Origin of the sequence: Delftia sp. 60 (genome assembly GCF_002754395.1) — a bacterium.
Lineage (GTDB): Bacteria > Pseudomonadota > Gammaproteobacteria > Burkholderiales > Burkholderiaceae_C > Comamonas > Comamonas acidovorans.
The window spans coordinates 1871753-1888381 of record NZ_PEFD01000001.1 but is presented as its reverse complement, the minus strand read 5'-3'; the positions used below and the strand labels follow the sequence as shown (position 1 = coordinate 1888381).

At 70.5% G+C, this 16629-nt stretch carries 15 protein-coding genes; all 15 read left to right on the top strand.

Features of this window, described 5'->3' with window-relative positions:
* Positions 1-76: 76 nt before the first annotated feature.
* The 15 genes from CLV01_RS08480 to acs all read left to right on the top strand — a co-directional run bounded on the left by CLV01_RS08480 (position 77) and on the right by acs (position 16611).
* Complete coding sequence (locus CLV01_RS08480) at positions 77-1396, top strand: acyl-CoA dehydrogenase family protein (RefSeq protein ID WP_099734543.1); 1320 nt, start codon at positions 77-79, stop codon at positions 1394-1396.
* A 271-nt stretch (positions 1397-1667) separates the two neighbouring features.
* Positions 1668-2291: an FMN reductase gene (gene msuE, locus CLV01_RS08475; protein WP_099734544.1), complete on the top strand. Its 624-nt coding sequence runs from the start codon at positions 1668-1670 to the stop codon at positions 2289-2291.
* Positions 2288-3469: an acyl-CoA dehydrogenase family protein gene (locus CLV01_RS08470; protein ID WP_099734545.1), complete on the top strand. Its 1182-nt coding sequence runs from the start codon at positions 2288-2290 to the stop codon at positions 3467-3469. The genes msuE and CLV01_RS08470 overlap by 4 nt, the downstream gene beginning before the upstream one ends.
* 9 nt (positions 3470-3478) lie before the next feature.
* On the top strand, positions 3479-4627 hold the full coding sequence (locus CLV01_RS08465; RefSeq protein ID WP_099734546.1) for a sigma 54-interacting transcriptional regulator: 1149 nt from the start codon (positions 3479-3481) through the stop codon (positions 4625-4627).
* Positions 4624-5778 carry an FMNH2-dependent alkanesulfonate monooxygenase gene (gene ssuD, locus CLV01_RS08460; protein WP_012203698.1) on the top strand — a complete coding sequence of 385 codons (1155 nt, stop codon included), beginning with the start codon at positions 4624-4626 and terminating at the stop codon, positions 5776-5778. Before CLV01_RS08465 ends, ssuD begins: the two co-directional genes overlap by 4 nt.
* Before the next feature lie 101 nt (positions 5779-5879).
* Positions 5880-6794 carry a LysR family transcriptional regulator gene (locus CLV01_RS08455; protein WP_012203697.1) on the top strand — a complete coding sequence of 305 codons (915 nt, stop codon included), beginning with the start codon at positions 5880-5882 and terminating at the stop codon, positions 6792-6794.
* Positions 6795-6961: 167 nt separating this feature from the next.
* Positions 6962-8335: an SLC13 family permease gene (locus tag CLV01_RS08450; protein ID WP_012203696.1), complete on the top strand. Its 1374-nt coding sequence runs from the start codon at positions 6962-6964 to the stop codon at positions 8333-8335.
* Positions 8336-8400: 65 nt separating this feature from the next.
* The gene (gene mdcA / locus CLV01_RS08445) at positions 8401-10083 is read left to right on the top strand and encodes a malonate decarboxylase subunit alpha (protein WP_013803961.1); all 1683 of its coding nucleotides are present in this window, start codon (positions 8401-8403) and stop codon (positions 10081-10083) included.
* A 10-nt stretch (positions 10084-10093) separates the two neighbouring features.
* The gene (mdcC, locus tag CLV01_RS08440; protein ID WP_012203694.1) at positions 10094-10426 is read left to right on the top strand and encodes a malonate decarboxylase acyl carrier protein; all 333 of its coding nucleotides are present in this window, start codon (positions 10094-10096) and stop codon (positions 10424-10426) included.
* Positions 10423-11340 carry a biotin-independent malonate decarboxylase subunit beta gene (locus CLV01_RS08435; protein WP_099734547.1) on the top strand — a complete coding sequence of 306 codons (918 nt, stop codon included), beginning with the start codon at positions 10423-10425 and terminating at the stop codon, positions 11338-11340. Before mdcC ends, CLV01_RS08435 begins: the two co-directional genes overlap by 4 nt.
* A gap of 5 nt (positions 11341-11345) precedes the next feature.
* Positions 11346-12047, top strand: a complete 702-nt coding sequence (locus CLV01_RS08430; protein WP_097203377.1) for a biotin-independent malonate decarboxylase subunit gamma — start codon at positions 11346-11348, stop codon at positions 12045-12047.
* Between the two features lie 14 nt (positions 12048-12061).
* On the top strand, positions 12062-12757 hold the full coding sequence (gene mdcG / locus CLV01_RS08425; RefSeq protein ID WP_257221237.1) for a malonate decarboxylase holo-[acyl-carrier-protein] synthase: 696 nt from the start codon (positions 12062-12064) through the stop codon (positions 12755-12757).
* Complete coding sequence (locus tag CLV01_RS08420) at positions 12754-13614, top strand: triphosphoribosyl-dephospho-CoA synthase (RefSeq protein WP_099734549.1); 861 nt, start codon at positions 12754-12756, stop codon at positions 13612-13614. Before mdcG ends, CLV01_RS08420 begins: the two co-directional genes overlap by 4 nt.
* Positions 13611-14522 (top strand): acyltransferase domain-containing protein, encoded by a 912-nt coding sequence (locus CLV01_RS08415; protein WP_063327119.1) that lies wholly within the window; start codon positions 13611-13613, stop codon positions 14520-14522. Before CLV01_RS08420 ends, CLV01_RS08415 begins: the two co-directional genes overlap by 4 nt.
* A 106-nt stretch (positions 14523-14628) precedes the next feature.
* Positions 14629-16611 (top strand): acetate--CoA ligase, encoded by a 1983-nt coding sequence (acs, locus tag CLV01_RS08410; protein WP_099734550.1) that lies wholly within the window; start codon positions 14629-14631, stop codon positions 16609-16611.
* The last annotated feature ends 18 nt before the right edge of the window (positions 16612-16629 follow it).

The window sequence follows — 16629 nt, the reverse complement described above, 5'->3', positions numbered from 1 at the left end:
CCCTCCCCCACCGGCCCGTGGCCCGGCCCTGCCTTGCAGGCAGGCCGGGTTGGCGGGCCTTTGAATTTGCAAAGCCATGACCACCACCCTCCCCTGCGCCACCGAGCCTGCGGCCTACGCGGCGCCCGGCCCAACCACAGACGGCCCGGCCGATCCAGACGGGCCCTCGCTGCCATCCCTGCAAGCACGCTTTCGCCCTGTGTTCGACCGCATCGCCCAGGGTGCGGCCGAGCGCGAACGCACGCGCAGCCTGGCCCATGAACCCATCGCCTGGCTGCGTGACAGCGGCTTCACCGCGCTGCGCGTGCCGCGCCGCCTTGGCGGAACCGGCGCCAGCGTGGAGCAGCTGTTTGCGCTGTGGACCGAGCTGGCCGAGGCCGACTCCAACGTCGCCCAGATCCTGCGCCCGCACTTCGGCTTTCTGGACCGCGTGCTCATCGACCGCGATGCCGCCACCCAGGCTCGCTGGCTGCCGCTGGCCGCGCGCGGCGCCGTGTTCGGCAATGCCACCACCGAGGTAGGCACGGGCACCCTGGGCACGCTGCAGACCACCCTGGTGCCCGACACGCAGCCCGGCTGGTGGCGGCTGGACGGGCGCAAGTTCTACAGCACGGGCACGCTGTATGCCGACTGGGTGACCGTGGTGGCGCGCGCGGTGGAGCCGGGCAAGGAAGACCAGACCGTGCACGCCGTCGTGCCCACCTCGGAGGCCGGCGTGCAGCGCTTCGATGACTGGCGCGGCTTTGGCCAGCGCCTGACCGGCTCGGGCACCACCGTGCTCAGCCAGGTGCGCGTGCCCGACGACGCCGTGATCCGCTTCCCGTGCGCCCAGCCCACGCCCCTGGTGGCCTATTTCCAGCTGGCCCACCTGGCCACCCTGGCCGGCATTGCCCGGGCCTTGCAGCGCGATGCCATCGCCTATGTGCAGGCGCGCCGCCGCGTGTTCAGCCACGGCAGCGCCACCCTGCCCAAGGACGATCCGCTGGTGCAGCACATCGTCGGCCAGCTGGCCGGCACGGCCTACATCGCAGGACTTGCCGTGGCCGACGTCGCCGCCGAACTGGGCCGCATCGCGCGCGAGCGCGAGGCCGGGCGCGAGGTGCCGCTGCAGCAACTGCATGCTCTGGAGCTGCGCACGGCCCAGGCCCAGGTGGCCGTGGTCGATCCCGTGCTGCAGGCGGCCGCGCGGCTGTTCGAGGTGGGCGGCTCCAGCGCCCTGTCCGAAGACCTGGCACTGGACCGCCACTGGCGCAATGCGCGCACCCTGGCCTCGCACAACCCCGTGCTGTACAAGGCCCGCTCGGCGGGCGACATCCTGCTCAACGGCGCCGACCCCATCTACTATTGGCACGTGGGCGTGACGGGCGTGACGGGTGTGGCGGCAGTGGTGGGCTGAAGGCCCTTGCGCGGCCGCGCTGCGCAGGGACGGGCGCAGCGGCCGTGCGCATATCGCCAGAACGCATTAGCACATGCCATGCGCCGCAAAATTCCTTTCAGAAACAAGCACTTGCCAAGGCACCCAAACCGATAAGCAAATGCATTAAGTTTCTTTCGCCATACCGGCGTTCGGCCCTGTAATGAAGGCATCCACCCCACCTCATCCGGGCTGGCAGTCTTCGCAAACCGCATGCCGCGCTGCCTCCTGGAACCCACGCCAAGGAGTTTCCATGAGCCGATCGCTGAAGACTGTCATCGTCAATGGCAGCCTGAGCCGCCCCTCCCGTACCCGTGTCCTGCTGGACGCCCTGCATGCCCGCCTGGGCCAGGAGCTGCCGCTGCAGGCACAGGTCATCGACCTGCTGGACCTGCAGCCCCATCTGGGCGCGGCCCTGTCCAAGAACGACCTGCCGCCGGCCACGCTGCAGGCCATCGAAGCCATCGAGCAGGCCGACTTCCTCATCGTCGGCGCGCCGGTCTTCCGCGCCAGCCTGCCGGGCCTGCTCAAGCACCTGTTCGACCTCATCGACCTGGACGCGCTGCAGGGCACGCCCGTGCTGCTGGCCGCCACCGGCGGCAGCCCGCGCCACGCCCTCATCCTGGACCACCAGCTGCGCCCGCTTTTCGGCTTTTTCTCGGCCCTCACCCTGCCCATTGGCGTGTACTCCACGCCCGAGGACATCCAGGATGGCCAGGTGCACAGCGAATCGCTGCGCCAGCGCATCGAGCTGACCGTGCAGCTGTCGGCCCCGGTGCTGCGCGGTGCGCTGCAGCAGCTGGTGCAGGCACAGGCCGAGGCACAGCCGCCCGTTCCCGAAGCCGCCGACCTGGCCCTGGCCGGGCAGCCCGCGTGAGCCAGGCAGAGGCCGTCCCTGCGGACCCGATAGCCACTGCGCAGGATCTGGCGCAGCGCCTTGCCGCCACGGCGGCCCGCCGCGATGCCGCAGGCGGCACGCCCAAGGCCGAGCGCGATGCGCTGCGCGCCAGCGGCCTGCTGGCACTGAGCATTCCGCGCGAGCTGGGCGGCCTGGGCGCGGACTGGGTGCAAACGCTGGAGACGGTGCGCATTCTGGCCACGGCAGACGGCTCGCTGGCCCATGTCTACGGCTTCCAGCACCTGCACCTGGCCACCGTGCAGCTGTTCGGCCAGCCCGCCCAGTGGCAGCCCTGGCTGCTGCAGACGGCACGCCACCGCTGGTTCTGGGGCAATACGCTGAACCCTCTGGACCGCCGCACCACGGCCACGCGCCAGCCCGGCCACTGGGAGTTTTCGGGCAAGAAGAGCTTTACCTCGGGCGCGCTGGACTCGCAGATGCTGGTGGCCTCGGCCATCGATGCCGACAGCGGCCAGCTGCTGATCGGCGTGGTGCCCACGGAGCGCACGGGCATCACCTTGCTGCGCGACTGGGACAACATGGGCCAGCGCCAGACCGACAGCGGCTCGGCCCTGTTCGAGCGCGTGCGCGTGGAGGCGGCCGAACTGCTGCTGGACCCCGGCCCGCTGTCCACGCCCCATGCCGCGCTGCGCCCGCTGCTGGCCCAGCTCATCCTGGCCCATCTGTTCCTGGGCATTGCCCAGGGCGCGCTGGAGCAGGCGCGCGGCTACACGCTGAACGAGGCGCGGCCCTGGTTCAAGTCCCCTGCCGATGCGGCCAGCGCAGACCCCCACATCCAGGCGCTGTATGGCGAGCTGTGGACCGCGCTGGAAGGCGCGCGCCTGCTGACCCTGCAGGCCGCGCAGCGCTTTGACGCTGCCTGGCGCCGTGGCCCGGCGCTGACCGCCCACGAGCGCGGCGAAGTCGCCGTGGCCGTGACGGCCGCCAAGATTGCCACCACGCGCTCGGGGCTGGACCTGTCCAGCCGCATCTTCGAGGCCACGGGCGCGCGCGCCACGCACGCGGCGCTGCGCTTTGACCGCTTCTGGCGCAACCTGCGCACGCAGACGCTGCACGACCCGCTGCACTACAAGCTGCAGGAGCTGGGCGACTGGGTGCTCAACGGAACCCATCCGCAGCCCAGCTTCTACTCGTGACGCCGCGCCATGAACACCCGTCTGCCCACCTGGCCGCCCGGCAAGTCCTCGGCAACACCTGCGCCCGCGCCCGCAGCCTCTGCCGCGCACGATGACGGCGCCGCGCCCGCGCCGTGGATACTGCAAGACCCGGCCTCGCAGGCCCTGCTCAAGACCATGGGACAGGTGGCCGCCAGCGAGGCCGGCGTCCTCATCCTGGGCGACAGCGGCGCCGACAAGGAAATGGTGGCCCGCCACATCCACCGCCTGAGCCCGCGCCGCCACGGCCCCTTTGTCACCGTCAACTGCGGCGCGCTGTCCGAGGCCCTGATCAACGCCGAGCTCTTCGGCCACGAAAGCGGTGCGCTGACGGGTGCCTTCGGCAACCTGCCCGGCCGCTTCGAGGACGCCCACGGCGGCACCCTGCTGCTGGACGAGATCGACGACCTGCCCCTGCACATCCAGAGCAAGCTGGTGCGCGTGCTGCAGGACAAGGCGGTCACCCGCATCGGCGCCAGCCAGCGCACGCCGGCCGATGTGCGCGTGCTCGCGGCCAGCAGCGCGCCGCTGCACACCAAGGTGGCGGCGCGGCGCTTTCGCGAAGACCTGTACTACCTGCTCGATGTCGTCACCCTCACCGTGCTGCCGCTGCGCCAGCGCCCGGCCGACATCCTGCCGCTGGCGCGCCACTTCATCGCAAGCTACTGCCAGCGCATGCGCTACGCGCCAATGGCACTCAGCCAGGACGCGCAGCGCAAGCTGCTGGAGCACGACTGGCCCGGCAACAGCCGCGAGCTGGAGAACGTCATCCACCGCAGCCTGCTGCTGACCCAGGGCATGCACATCGGCGCGGGCGACCTGCACATCGCCAGCAGCCAGGGCGAGCCCGATCCCGTCCCCACACGCGAGGCCGAACACGGCGCCCAGGCCGCCGCCGCCGAACTGGCCCTGGGCGAAGCGCTGGACAGCCTGTGCGACGTGCATGCCGAAGGCCTGGAGCAGCACGTGCTGGGCGCCCTGCTGCTCAAGGCCTGGCAGCGCAACCGCGGCAACCAGGTGCAGACCGCGCGCCAGCTGGGCATCAGCCGCAGCGTGGTGCGCGCGCGGCTGCAGCGCCTGGGCCAGGTGCCGGGCGAGGCCGCGCCACCGTCTTTTCCATCGTCCCCGGAGATCCCATGAGCCAAGACCCCCACGCATCGCCAGACATCTTCTGGTTCCTGCCCACCTCGGGCGACACGCGCTACCTCGGCACCTCCGACTTCGGCCGCGCCCCCACCAACGCCTACATGCGCCAGATCGCCGTCACTGCCGAGGAGCTGGGCTACGACGGCCTGCTGATCCCCACCGGCAGCTCCTGCCTGGACCCCTGGGTGGTCGCCTCCAGCCTGGTGCCCGTCACGCAGCGCATCAAGCTGCTGGTGGCCCTGCGCACCTCGCTGGGCGCGCCCGTGTCCAGCGCGCGCCAGGCCGCCACGCTGGACCAGGCCCTGGGCGGGCGCCTGCTGCTCAACGTGGTGCCCGGGGGCGATGCCACCGAGCTGGAGGCCGACGGCATCTTCCTGGCCCACGACGAACGCTATGCCTATGCCGATGAATTCCTGACCATCTGGCGCCGCCTGCTCGCCGGCGAGGCCGTGGATTTCGACGGCAAATACTTCAAGGTCAAGCAGGGCCGCAACTTCTTTCCCCCGGTGCAAAAGCCGCATCCGCCGCTGTACTTCGGCGGCTCCTCGGACGCCGCCCACGACCTGGCCGCGCGCCAGGTGGACGCCTACCTCACCTGGGGCGAGCCCCCCGCCGCCGTGGCCGAAAAGTTCGCCGACATTCGCCGCCGCGCCGCGCAGCAGGGCCGCCAGGTCCGCCTGGGCGTGCGGCTGCACGTCATCGTGCGCGAGACCAACGAGGAGGCCTGGGCCGATGCCGAGCGCCTGATCAGCAAGCTCACCGACGAGGACATCGCCCGCGCCCAGGCCGGCTATGCGCGCATGGACTCCGTGGGCCAGTCGCGCATGGCCGCGCTGCACGGCGGGCGGCGCGACCGGCTGGAGGTGGCGCCCAACCTCTGGGCCGGCGTGGGCCTGGTGCGCGGCGGCGCGGGCACGGCCCTGGTCGGCGATGCGGCCACCGTGGCCGAGCGCCTGCGCGAGTACGCCGCGCTGGGTGCGGACAGCTTCGTGCTCTCGGGCTACCCGCACCTGGAAGAATCCATCCGCTTTGCCGAGCTGGTCTTCCCCCTGCTCGGCAAGCGGGCGGTCACCACCAGCGACCAGGCCCAGACCGGCGGCGCCTTCGACATCCGCAGCATCCAGCGCAGCCAATCCGCATCGTGAGCCACCCGGGGCCCCGGCCCCCGCACAGACCGGAGTCTGTGCATGCAACGCGATCAACGCCACAATCCGCCCGTCCCCCACGATGAGAGCGTGACGTTGCCATGAGCCTGAGAATCGATGACGAAATAACCTTCCGCAGACTGGAGGTGCTGCTCGCCTTCCTGGAGACAGGCAATCTCGCCAAGACGGCGGAACGGCTGGAGACCAGCTCGGTCAGCGTGCACCGCGCCCTGCACGCGCTGGAGGCCGGCATGCGCTGCGCCCTGTTCCGGCACGAGGGGCGCAACCTCAAGCCCACCGAGGCAGCGCAGACCCTGGCCGATGTCGCCAGGGAGGTGCTGGCCACCATGTCCGAGGGCATACGCGCCACGCGCGAGGTGGCAGGCTACTCGGCGGACCGCATCCGCATCGGCTCGCTGTACTCCCTGACCAACCGCACCGTGCCGGCGCTGGTGATGGCGCTGAAGCTGCGCCGCCCCGATCTGCAGACCGAACTGGTGCTGGGCTCGAACGCCGGCCTGCTGGAGCGGCTGCGCAACGGAACGCTGGACGCGGCGCTGATGGCCATGCCGGACAACGCCGCCGACATGCAGACGCAGCTGCTGTTCGAGGACGACATTTTCTTTGCCGCGCCCGTGGGCTCGCCCTATGCGCATCTGGCCGAGGTCGATCTGGGCGCCATGGCGCGCGAGAACTTCGTGAGCCTGGGCGAAGGCTTTGCGACCTATGGCGGCTTCATCGAGTCCTTCCGGGTGGCCGGCTTCACGCCCAACGTGGTGATGAAGACGGATGACATCTTCTCGCTGATGAACCTGGTCAGCGGCGGCGTCGGCTACACGCTGCTGCCCGGGCGGGTGCGCGGCGTGATGCCGCAGAAGGTGCAGCTGATACCGCTGCAGGCCAGGTACCTGATGCGCCAGACCATCGTGCTGACCTTTTTGCGCTCCCGCGAACGCGACCCCAACCTGCTGGCCCTGCTCAGCGTGTGCCGCCTCGCGGACGGGCAGCTCGGCTGACCCGGCACGCCGGGGGAGACGGCCCCGCTTCGCCGGGTTAACCCTTCATTGTTTCTCTCTGCGTAATTGTTGGCGCTCGCGCTTTATTGATGCGCTCCGGGCTGCCGCGTACCGTGCATACCAGCATGCACACGTATTGCAGGCGCATAAAAAACCGGAGACATCGCATGAATTCCCATTGGATATCGATTGGCGCGTTGATAGGCATGTTCGTCCTGGCGACGGCACTGCCCATCAACATGGGCCTGCTGGCCTTTGTCGGGGCCTTCCTGGTCGGCACCCTGGTGGCCGGCATGGGAACCAAGGCCATCATTGGCGGTTTTCCCGCCGACCTGTTTCTGACGCTGGCGGGCATCACCTACCTGTTCGCGCTGGCGCAGAACAACGGAACCATCGACTGGCTGGTCCGCATGGCGGTGCGCGCCGTGCGCGGGCGCATTGCCGCCATACCGTGGATCATGTTCTTCATTGCGGCCCTGCTGACGGCGGTGGGCGCCGTCAGCCCTGCGGCCGTGGCCATCATCGCGCCCATTGCCCTGGGCTTTGCCGCCAAGTACGGCATCAATCCGCTGATGATGGGTCTGCTGGTGATCCATGGCGCGCAGGGCGGCGGCTTCTCGCCCATCAGCATCTACGGCGGCATCACCAACAAGATCGTGGCCAAGGCGGGCCTGCCGCTCAACGAGATGGCCACCATGCTGGCCAGCATGGGCGTCAACCTGGCCGTGGCCGTGCTGCTGTTCTTCCTGATGGGCGGCGCCCGGCTGATGCGCATGAAGGCCGATGCCGATGGCAGCGTGCCCGCCACGCCGCGCGTCTCGCATGCCCAGGGCGGCGCCCAGGTGTATGGCGACGCCGAAGGCGAGGCCCTGTCCGAGGAGCGCAACACGGCTGCACGCTCCAGCGACTCGCTGATGCGCGCCGCCCCTGAACAGGACGCCGCCCCGCAATCGCGCAGCTACCAGGTGGCCACCGTGGTCGGCCTGCTGGCGCTTGCGGTCCTCACCCTGTTCTTCAAGCAGGACATCGGCTTTGTCTCCATCACCATCGGCCTGGTGCTGACGCTGATGGCGCCCAACCTGCAAAAGCGCGCGCTGGGCCAGGTGTCCTGGCCCGAGATCATGCTCATCGTGGGTGTCAGCACCTATGTGGGCGTGATGGACAAGATGGGCACCATCGACTTCGTAGGCCACAGCGTGGCGCAGCTGACCTCGCCCCTGGTGGCGGCCTTGCTGCTGTGCTTCGTGGGCGCCGTGGTGTCGGCCTTCGCCTCCTCGACGGCGGTGCTGGGCTCGCTGATTCCGCTGGCCGTGCCCTTCCTGCAGGGCGGCTCCGATGTGAGCGCCGTCGGCTTCATCGCGGCCATGGCCGTGTCCTCGACCATCGTGGATGTCAGCCCCTTCTCGACCAACGGCGCCCTCGTCCTGGCCAATGCCAAGGGCGTGGACCGCGACCGCTTCTTCCGCCAGCTGATGGTCTACGGCGGCCTTGTCACCCTGGTGGCGCCGCTGCTCGTGTGGCTGCTGTTCGTTGTCCTCTAGCCAGGCACTTCGACCGGGACGCCCGCCCCCTGCCCCCTCCATGTCACGCCAACCCCTGATATCCCATGACTGACCCCTCCTGGAACCTCAAAGCCGGGGAGCGCGCCGCCAGGCTGGCGCGCGCCCGGGCCGCCCTCGGGCCGCGCCTGGCCGGCAAGCGCGTCGATGCCGGCGCCATCACCGAGCTGCTGCACGCCGTGCTGGCGCCCGGCGACCGCGTCTGCCTCGAAGGCAACAACCAGAAGCAGGCCGACTTCCTGGCCCGCGCCCTGGTCCAGCTCGATCCGCAGCAGGTGCACGACCTGCACATGGTGCAGTCGGTGCTGGCGCTGCCGGAGCACCTGGATGTGTTTGAAAACGGCATCGCGCGGCGGCTGGACTTCAGCTTCTCCGGCCCGCAAGGGGCGCGGCTGGCCAAGCTGGTCTCGGCCCGGCAGCTGGAGATCGGGGCCATCCACACCTACCTGGAGCTGTTCGCGCGCTACTTCGTGGACCTGACGCCCAAGGTGGCCCTGGTGGCGGCCCACGCGGCCGATGCCCAGGGCAACCTGTACACCGGCCCCAACACCGAGGACACGCCGGCCATCGTCGAGGCCACGGCCTTTTCGGGCGGCATCGTCATCGCCCAGGTCAACGAGATGGTGGATGGCACCACCACGGCGCTGCCGCGCGTGGACATTCCCTCGGACTGGGTGCATTTCGTCGTGCAGGCGCCCCGGCCCAACGTCATCGAGCCGCTGTTCACGCGCGACCCGGCCCAGATCAGCGAAATCCAGGTGCTGATGGCCATGATGGCCATCAAGGGCATCTACGCCGAGTACGAGGTCCAGCGCCTGAACCATGGCATCGGCTTCGACACGGCGGCCATCGAGCTGCTGCTGCCGACCTACGGCGAATCGCTGGGGCTGAAGGGCCGCATTGCGCGGCACTGGGCGCTGAACCCGCATCCGGCGCTGATACCGGCCATCGAGGCCGGCTGGGTGGAGTCCATCCATTCGTTCGGCTCCGAGCTGGGCATGGAGGACTACATCCGGGCGCGCTCGGACGTGTTCTTCACCGGCGCCGACGGCAGCCTGCGCAGCAACCGCGCCTTCTGCCAGGCGGCGGGCCACTATGCCTGCGACCTGTTCATCGGCTCGACGCTGCAGATCGACCTGGACGGCAACAGCTCCACCGCGACACTGGGGCGCATTGCCGGCTTCGGCGGCGCCCCCAACATGGGCGCGGACGCGCGCGGCCGGCGCCATGCCAGCGCCGCCTGGCTCAAGGCCGGGCGCGAGGCGCGGGCGGGCCGCAGCGGCGCGGCAGGCACGCCGCGCGGGCAAAAGCTGGTGGTGCAGATGGTGGAGACCTTCCGCGAGCACATGCAGCCCGCCTTCGTGGAGCGGCTCGATGCCTGGACGCTGCAGGAGCAGGCCGGCATGGACCTGCCGCCCATCATGATCTACGGCGAGGACGTGACCCACATCCTGACGGAGGAAGGCATTGCCAACCTGCTGCTGTGCCGCAGCGACGAAGAGCGCGAGCAGGCCATCCGCGGCGTGGCCGGCTACACGGCCGTGGGCCTGGCGCGCGACCGTCGCATGGTGGAGAACCTGCGCGACCGCGGGGTGATCCGCCGTCCGCAGGACCTGGGCATCGACCCGCGCCAGGCCACGCGCAATCTGCTGGCCGCGCGCAGCATGCGCGATCTGGCCCAGGCCTCGGGCGGGCTGTACCAGCCTCCCCGCCGATTCAGGAACTGGTAGGAGAGACGATATGAGCGAGATACCCGCAGGGCTGGAGTCCCTGAGCTATTGCTTCGCAGGCGGCCGGCCGGCCGGCGCCTTTGCCCCCGTCCTGGTCGGCGTGGTCGGCTCGGGCAACCTGGAGGTGATGCTGGAGAGCACGGGCGGCGATGGCTGCGAAGTGCAGGTGCAGACCTCGGCACACGGCTTCGGCGCCATCTGGCAGGCCGTGGTGGAGGATTTCCGCGAGCGCCACCCCGTGGGCGGCGTGCGCGTGTCCATCAACGACATGGGGGCCACGCCGGCCGTGGTCAGCCTGCGGCTGGACCAGGCCCTGGCCGAACTGCAGGGAGGCCAGCCATGATCAGCTACGCGGAATGCACGGCGCGCGAGCGCCTGGCGAAGTTGCTGGATGCCGGCAGCTTCCATGAATGGCTGCCGCCCTCCGAGCGTCTGACCAGCCCGCATCTGGCACAACTGGGCGTGCCCAGCGCCTTTGACGACGGCGTGGCCATCGGCCGGGGCCTGCTGGGCGGGCGCACGGTGTTCGTGGCCGCGCAGGAGGGCGAATTCATGGGCGGCGGCGTGGGCGAGGTGCATGGCGCCAAGCTCGTGGGCCTGCTGCGCCGCGCCCTGCTGGAGCGGCCCGCGGCCGTGCTGCTGCTGGCCGAGTCGGGCGGCGTTCGGCTGCATGAGGCCAATGCCGGGCTGATCGCGGTGTCGGAGGTCATGCGCGCCCTGCTGGACGTGCGCGCCTCGGGCATCCCTGTGGTGGTCCTCATCGGCGGGGCCAACGGCTGCTTCGGCGGCATGGGCATCGTGGCGCGCTGCGCCGACCAGGTGGTGATGAGCGACATCGGCCGCCTGGCCATGTCGGGACCGGAAGTGATCGAGGCCTCGCACGGCGTCGATGAATTCGATGCGCGCGACCGCGCCCTGGTCTGGCGCACCACGGGCGGCAAGCACCGCTGGCTGTGCGGCGACTGCGATGCGCTGGTGGCCGACGATGTCGAGGCCTTCCGCGCCGCCGCCATCGCCGCGCTGGACCACTCCCGTCCGGTGAGTCTTGAAGGGCTGCTGCAGGAGCATGCGCTGCTGCGCGCGCGGCTGGACACCCTGGACGCCCTCAAGGCGAGCAGCGCCATCGGCCCGCAGGACGAGGCCATGCGCCTGTGGCAGGCCCTGGGCGTGCCCGACGCCTGGCGCGTGCCCGACCTGGACACCGCCGCCGTGCGTGCCTTGCGCACGACGCCCGCCACGGGCATTTCACAGGAGTAGCCGCCATGCAATGGAACACACTTGCCGAGCACCTGTTCGGCCCGGGCCACCAGATTCACGCCAACGGCGATTTCCTCGAAGGCCACGCCGTGTTCGATGGCCAGCCCCTCACCATCGTCGGCACCACGGGCCACGCGCCCATCGGCGTGCGGCTGGCCCTGGCCCAGGCCCGGGTGGTGCTGGAGACGGTCGGCGCGCACCCTGGCCGCCCCATCGTGCTGCTGATCGACACGCAGGGCCAGCAACTGCGCCGCCATGACGAGCTGCTGGGCATCAACCGCGCCATGGCCCACCTGGGCACCTGCATCGACCTGGCACGGCGCCGGGGCCACCGCGTCATCGGCCTGGTCTATGACCAGGCGCTGTCGGGCGGCTTCATCACCTCGGGCCTGATCGCCGATGCCTGCTACGCCCTGCCCGAGGCCGAGATCCGCGTGATGCGCATCCCCGCCATGTCGCGCATCACCAAGCTGCCCGAGTCCCTGCTCAATGCCCTGTCCGAGTCCAACCCGGTGTTCGCGCCCGGCGTGGGCAACTACGTGGCCATGGGCGGCGTGCGCGGCCTGTGGCAAGGCGATCTGCAGGCGGCGCTGCGCGACGCCCTGGCCCACAGCCCGCGCGAGGACATGCGCGCTCTGGACGGCGCCGAGCGCGGCGGCCGCAAGCTGGCCGCCGAGGTGGTGCAGCGCGTCCTGGCCGCTGGATGAAGGCAGGCCGCAGCATGCTGGACACCCTGCACCGCCACCAGCTGGTGGACCTGGGCCCGCAGGCCTGGGCGGACCTGCTGGAACGCCCCTGGGATGCGCAGGCGCGCGAGATCCTCACGCACTGGCGCGACCATGCACTGCCGCTGGTGGTCGCGCGGCAGTCGGCCGACCATGCCGCCGCCGGCCTGATGGCGCTGGGCCTGCCTGCGCCCGGGCGCTGGCAGCGGCGGCGCATGGGCTTCGATGTGGCGCGCGGCGCGGCCATCGGTACCCGCGAATTTCCCTCGCTGGACGAGCTGATGGCCGCGCCCCTGGCGGTGTCCGGCGCCCTGCGGGACGCGCTGGACTCCTTGAAGCAGCGATTGCACATGGCCGGGGCGACGGGTTTTGTCTTCGGCAGCCACGGGTGGCAGTGCATCACGGGCCTGCCCTATCTGCGGCCCGGCTCGGACATCGACCTCTGGGTTCCGGTCGATGGCGCCGAACAGGGCGATCGGCTGGCCCGCCTGCTGCAGGCCGTGCCGCAGGACGGCCCGCGCGTGGATGCCGAGCTGGTGTTTCCCGGCGGCTGGGCCGTGGCCTGGCGCGAATGGGCCGCCTGGCGTGCAGGCAGGGTGCGATCGGTCCTGGTCAAGGGCCTGCACGGGGTGGCACTGCGTGAAGACCATGACTGGTGTGCGTCGGCTGCGGCGCCTGGAGTTCCTGCATGAAACCTGCCCTTCTCCGCCCGGCCCGGGCGTTGCCATCGACCGGGCATATCGGCCGCGCGGCCACGCTGGCCCTCTACGACGAACTGTCGCTGACACCCAAGCCCGGCCTGGTGACCCTGGTGGACCGCGGCAGCCATGACGACATGGATGCCCACAGCTTCATGCGCAGCCTGTTCGCGCTGCGCAGCTACTTCCCCAAAATGGCCCAGGCAGGCAGCCAGGGCGCATCGTTTCCCGTGCTGGAGCGCCTGGGCATCGAGGCGGAGCAGCGCATGCTGGCCGCCACCGGCGGCATCAACACCCACCGTGGCGCCGTCTTCATGCTGGGCCTGCTGTGCGCGGCCGGCGGCGCGGTGCTGGCCGAGCAGGCCTGCATTCCCGGCGCCGCATGGCTGCGCGAGGCCCTGTGCCGCCACTGGGGGGAAGCGCTGCAGCAGCGCAGCTTGCGGACCTCCGCCCTGCCCGGCGGCATCGCCGCGCGCCGCCACGGCCTGCGGGGCGCCTCGCAGGAGGCGGCCCTGGGTTTCCCCGTCCTGTTCGACACCGCCGTGCCGGCGCTGGCCAGAGCGCATGCCAGCGGGCTGCCCGCCCCCTTGGCGCGGCTGGAGGCCCTGTTCCACATCATGGCGGTGCTGGACGACTGCAACATGGCCCACCGCGCGGGCATGCAGGGGCTGCGCCATGGCCAGGATGCCGCGCGCCGCTTTCTCCAGGCCGGCGGATGCGCGCATCCCGAAGGCCTGTCCAGGGCGCAGGCCATTTGCGACGATTTCGTGGCGCGCCGCCTTTCGCCGGGCGGCGCGGCCGATACCCTGGCGGCGGCCTGCTGGGTGCTGCGTGTCTGCGAGCGGCCATGAGCTTTGCACTGCTGTTTTCGGGCCAGGGTACGCAGCATCCCGCCATGCTTGCCTGGCTGGCGGACGATGCATGGACACAGGCAGTCTGCGAACAGCTGCAGGTTTCGCACTGGCGCGACAGGTTGGCCGATGCGCCGTGGGCCGAGTCCAACGCCGTGGCCCAGCCCCTGCTGGCGGGCCTGGCCATGGCCGCGTGGATGCAGCTGTCCCCGCAACTGCCCGCGCCTTCGGCCGTGGCGGGCTACAGCGTGGGGGAACTGCCCGCATTCGGTGCCGCGGGCGCGCTGGATGCCTGCGACATCGTTGCCCTGGCCGCGCGCCGCGCGGCGGCCATGGACCGCTGCGCCCAGCAGATGCCCGGCGGCGGGCTGCTGGCCGTCAGCGGCCTGCCGCCCGCACGCATGGCCGCCCTGCTGGAGACGACCGGGCTGGCCGTGGCCATACGCAATGGCCCCGAGAACCTCATCCTGGGCGGCCCCCATGCGGCGCTGGAGCAGGCGCAGGCGCTGGCGGCCCGCCAGGGCGCGCATGCCACCCGGCTGCGCGTGCAGGTGGCGTCCCACACCCCGTGGATGCGACAGGCCGCACAGGCCTTCGCACAGGACCTGGGCCAGGTGGCCGTGCACGCGCCCGCCGTGGCGCTGTTCAGCAACACGGCCCGGCGGGTGCGTGACGCCGCAGGCGCCCGGACGGCGCTGTCAGAGCAGATAGCGGGCACGGTGCACTGGGACGACTGCATGGACAGCATTGCCGCACGCCAGGTGCGGTGCGTTCTGGAAATCGGCCCCGGCCAGGCGCTGGCACGCCTGTGGAACCAGCGCCATCCGGACATTCCGGCCCGCTCCTGCGACGACTTCCGCAGCGCGGCGGCCATTGCCGGCTGGATAGGCCGGCACTGCGGGGACTGACGCCCCGGGGCCTTGCGCCTGAGCCTTTGCGCCGGAGTTTTTGCGCCTGAGCTTTTTGCACCGGCTTCGTGACCCCCTTGATTTCTAGACCCTGAAGACAACCACCATGAGCCAAGACCTTGCACCGTCCCTTGCACCGTCCTATCCCCCATCTGCAGAGCTGGCCCGCAATGCGCGCGTGAGCGGGCGCGCCGCCTATGACCGGCTCGTCGCGGAGGCGGACGCCGACCCCCAGGCGTTCTGGGGCCGGCTCGCGCGCGAGTTCGTCGCGTGGAAGCGCCCGTTCACGCGCGTGCTCGATGAAAGCCGCGCCCCGTTCTACGAATGGTTCAATGACGGCACGCTCAACGCCAGCTGGAACTGCCTGGAGCGCAACATCCAGCGGGGGCTGGGCGAGCGCACGGCCCTCATCTTCGAAGCCGATGACGGCGCGGTGACGCAGGTGACCTATGCGCAGCTTCTTGTGCGGGTCAATCGCCTGGCCAACGCCCTGCGCAGCCTGGGTGTCGGCAAGGGCGACCGCGTCGTCATCTACATGGCCATGTCGATTGACGGCGTGGCCGCCATGCAGGCCTGTGCACGCATAGGTGCCATTCACTGCGTGGTGTTCGGCGGCTTCTCCGCCACGGCGCTGCGCGACCGCATCGCGGACACGGGGGCCTGCGCCGTCATCACGGCAGACCAGCAAGTGCGGGGAGGACGGCAATTGCCCCTCAAGAGCATCGTGGACGAGGCCCTGGCCCAGCCCGGCTGCGAGCAGGTCCGCCACGTGCTGGTGGCACGGCGCACGGGCGGCGCCATCGCCATGCACCCGCCCCGGGACCTGTGGCTTGAAGAAATCACCGCAGCCCAGAGCGATGTCTGCGAACCGGAATGGGTGCCGGCCGAGCATCCGCTGTTCCTGCTCTACACCTCGGGCTCCACCGGAACCCCCAAGGGCGTCCAGCACGCCACGGGAGGCTATCTGCTGCATGCGGCCGTGACCTGCGCCTGGACCTTCGACCTGCAGCCCTCCGATGTCTTCTGGTGTACGGCGGACATCGGATGGGTGACCGGCCATACCTATATCGCCTACGGCCCGCTGGCGCTGGGCGCCACGCAGGTGGTGTTCGAGGGCGTGCCCACCTACCCGGACGCGGGACGCTTCTGGAAAATGATCGAGGCCCATGGGGTGACGGTCTTCTACACGGCGCCCACGGCCATTCGCTCGCTGATCAAGGCCGCCGACGCCGATGCGCAGGTCCATCCCGCGCGCTACGACCTGGGCAGCCTGCGCATCCTGGGGTCCGTGGGCGAGCCGATCAATCCCGCCGCCTGGCACTGGTACCACGAGCAGGTGGGCGGGGGCCGCTGCCCCATCGTCGATACGTTCTGGCAGACGGAGACGGGCGGGCACATGATCACGCCGCTGCCCGGAGCCACGGACCTGGTGCCCGGCTCCTGCACGCTGGCCTTCCCGGGCATTGCCGCCGCCGTGGTGGACGAGGCCGGCAACGAGCTGCCCTGGGGCGACAGCGGCATCCTGGTGATCAAGCGCCCCTGGCCCTCCATGATCAGGAACATCTGGGGCCATCCCGAGCGGTTTGTCGCCAGCTACTTCCCCGAAGAATTCAAGGGCCGCTACTACCTGGCGGGAGACGGCGCGGTCCGCGATGCGCGCACCGGCTACTTCACCATCACCGGCCGCATCGACGATGTGCTCAACGTCAGCGGCCACCGCATGGGCACGATGGAGATCGAGTCCGCCCTGGTGGCCATGACCGACCTGGTGGCGGAGGCCGCCGTCGTGGGGCGGCCCGATGACACGACGGGAGAGGCCATATGCGCCTTCGTCGTCCTCAGGCGTTCACGGCCCAGCGGCGCCGAGGCCGCCGACATCGCCAGGCTGCTGCGGGAGTGGGTGGCCAAGGAGATCGGGCCGATCGCCAAGCCCAGGGACATCCGGTTCGGCGACAACCTGCCCAAGACCCGCAGCGGCAAGATCATGCGGCGATTGCTGCGCAGCATTGCACGCGGCGAGCCCATCGTGCAGGACACCTCCACCCTGGAGAACCCGGCGATCCTGGAGCAGCTGTCACAGGCCTGCTGAAGGCCAGGCTGCAATCCA

Coding starts and splice junctions, on each gene's coding strand:
- CLV01_RS08480 (WP_099734543.1), top strand. CDS start 77: ATGACCACCACCCTCCCCTGCGCCACCGAGCCTGCGGCCTACGCGGCG.
- msuE (WP_099734544.1), top strand. CDS start 1,668: ATGAGCCGATCGCTGAAGACTGTCATCGTCAATGGCAGCCTGAGCCGC.
- CLV01_RS08465 (WP_099734546.1), top strand. CDS start 3,479: ATGAACACCCGTCTGCCCACCTGGCCGCCCGGCAAGTCCTCGGCAACA.
- ssuD (WP_012203698.1), top strand. CDS start 4,624: ATGAGCCAAGACCCCCACGCATCGCCAGACATCTTCTGGTTCCTGCCC.
- CLV01_RS08455 (WP_012203697.1), top strand. CDS start 5,880: ATGAGCCTGAGAATCGATGACGAAATAACCTTCCGCAGACTGGAGGTG.
- CLV01_RS08450 (WP_012203696.1), top strand. CDS start 6,962: ATGAATTCCCATTGGATATCGATTGGCGCGTTGATAGGCATGTTCGTC.
- mdcA (WP_013803961.1), top strand. CDS start 8,401: ATGACTGACCCCTCCTGGAACCTCAAAGCCGGGGAGCGCGCCGCCAGG.
- mdcC (WP_012203694.1), top strand. CDS start 10,094: ATGAGCGAGATACCCGCAGGGCTGGAGTCCCTGAGCTATTGCTTCGCA.
- CLV01_RS08435 (WP_099734547.1), top strand. CDS start 10,423: ATGATCAGCTACGCGGAATGCACGGCGCGCGAGCGCCTGGCGAAGTTG.
- CLV01_RS08430 (WP_097203377.1), top strand. CDS start 11,346: ATGCAATGGAACACACTTGCCGAGCACCTGTTCGGCCCGGGCCACCAG.
- mdcG (WP_257221237.1), top strand. CDS start 12,062: ATGCTGGACACCCTGCACCGCCACCAGCTGGTGGACCTGGGCCCGCAG.
- CLV01_RS08420 (WP_099734549.1), top strand. CDS start 12,754: ATGAAACCTGCCCTTCTCCGCCCGGCCCGGGCGTTGCCATCGACCGGG.
- CLV01_RS08415 (WP_063327119.1), top strand. CDS start 13,611: ATGAGCTTTGCACTGCTGTTTTCGGGCCAGGGTACGCAGCATCCCGCC.
- acs (WP_099734550.1), top strand. CDS start 14,629: ATGAGCCAAGACCTTGCACCGTCCCTTGCACCGTCCTATCCCCCATCT.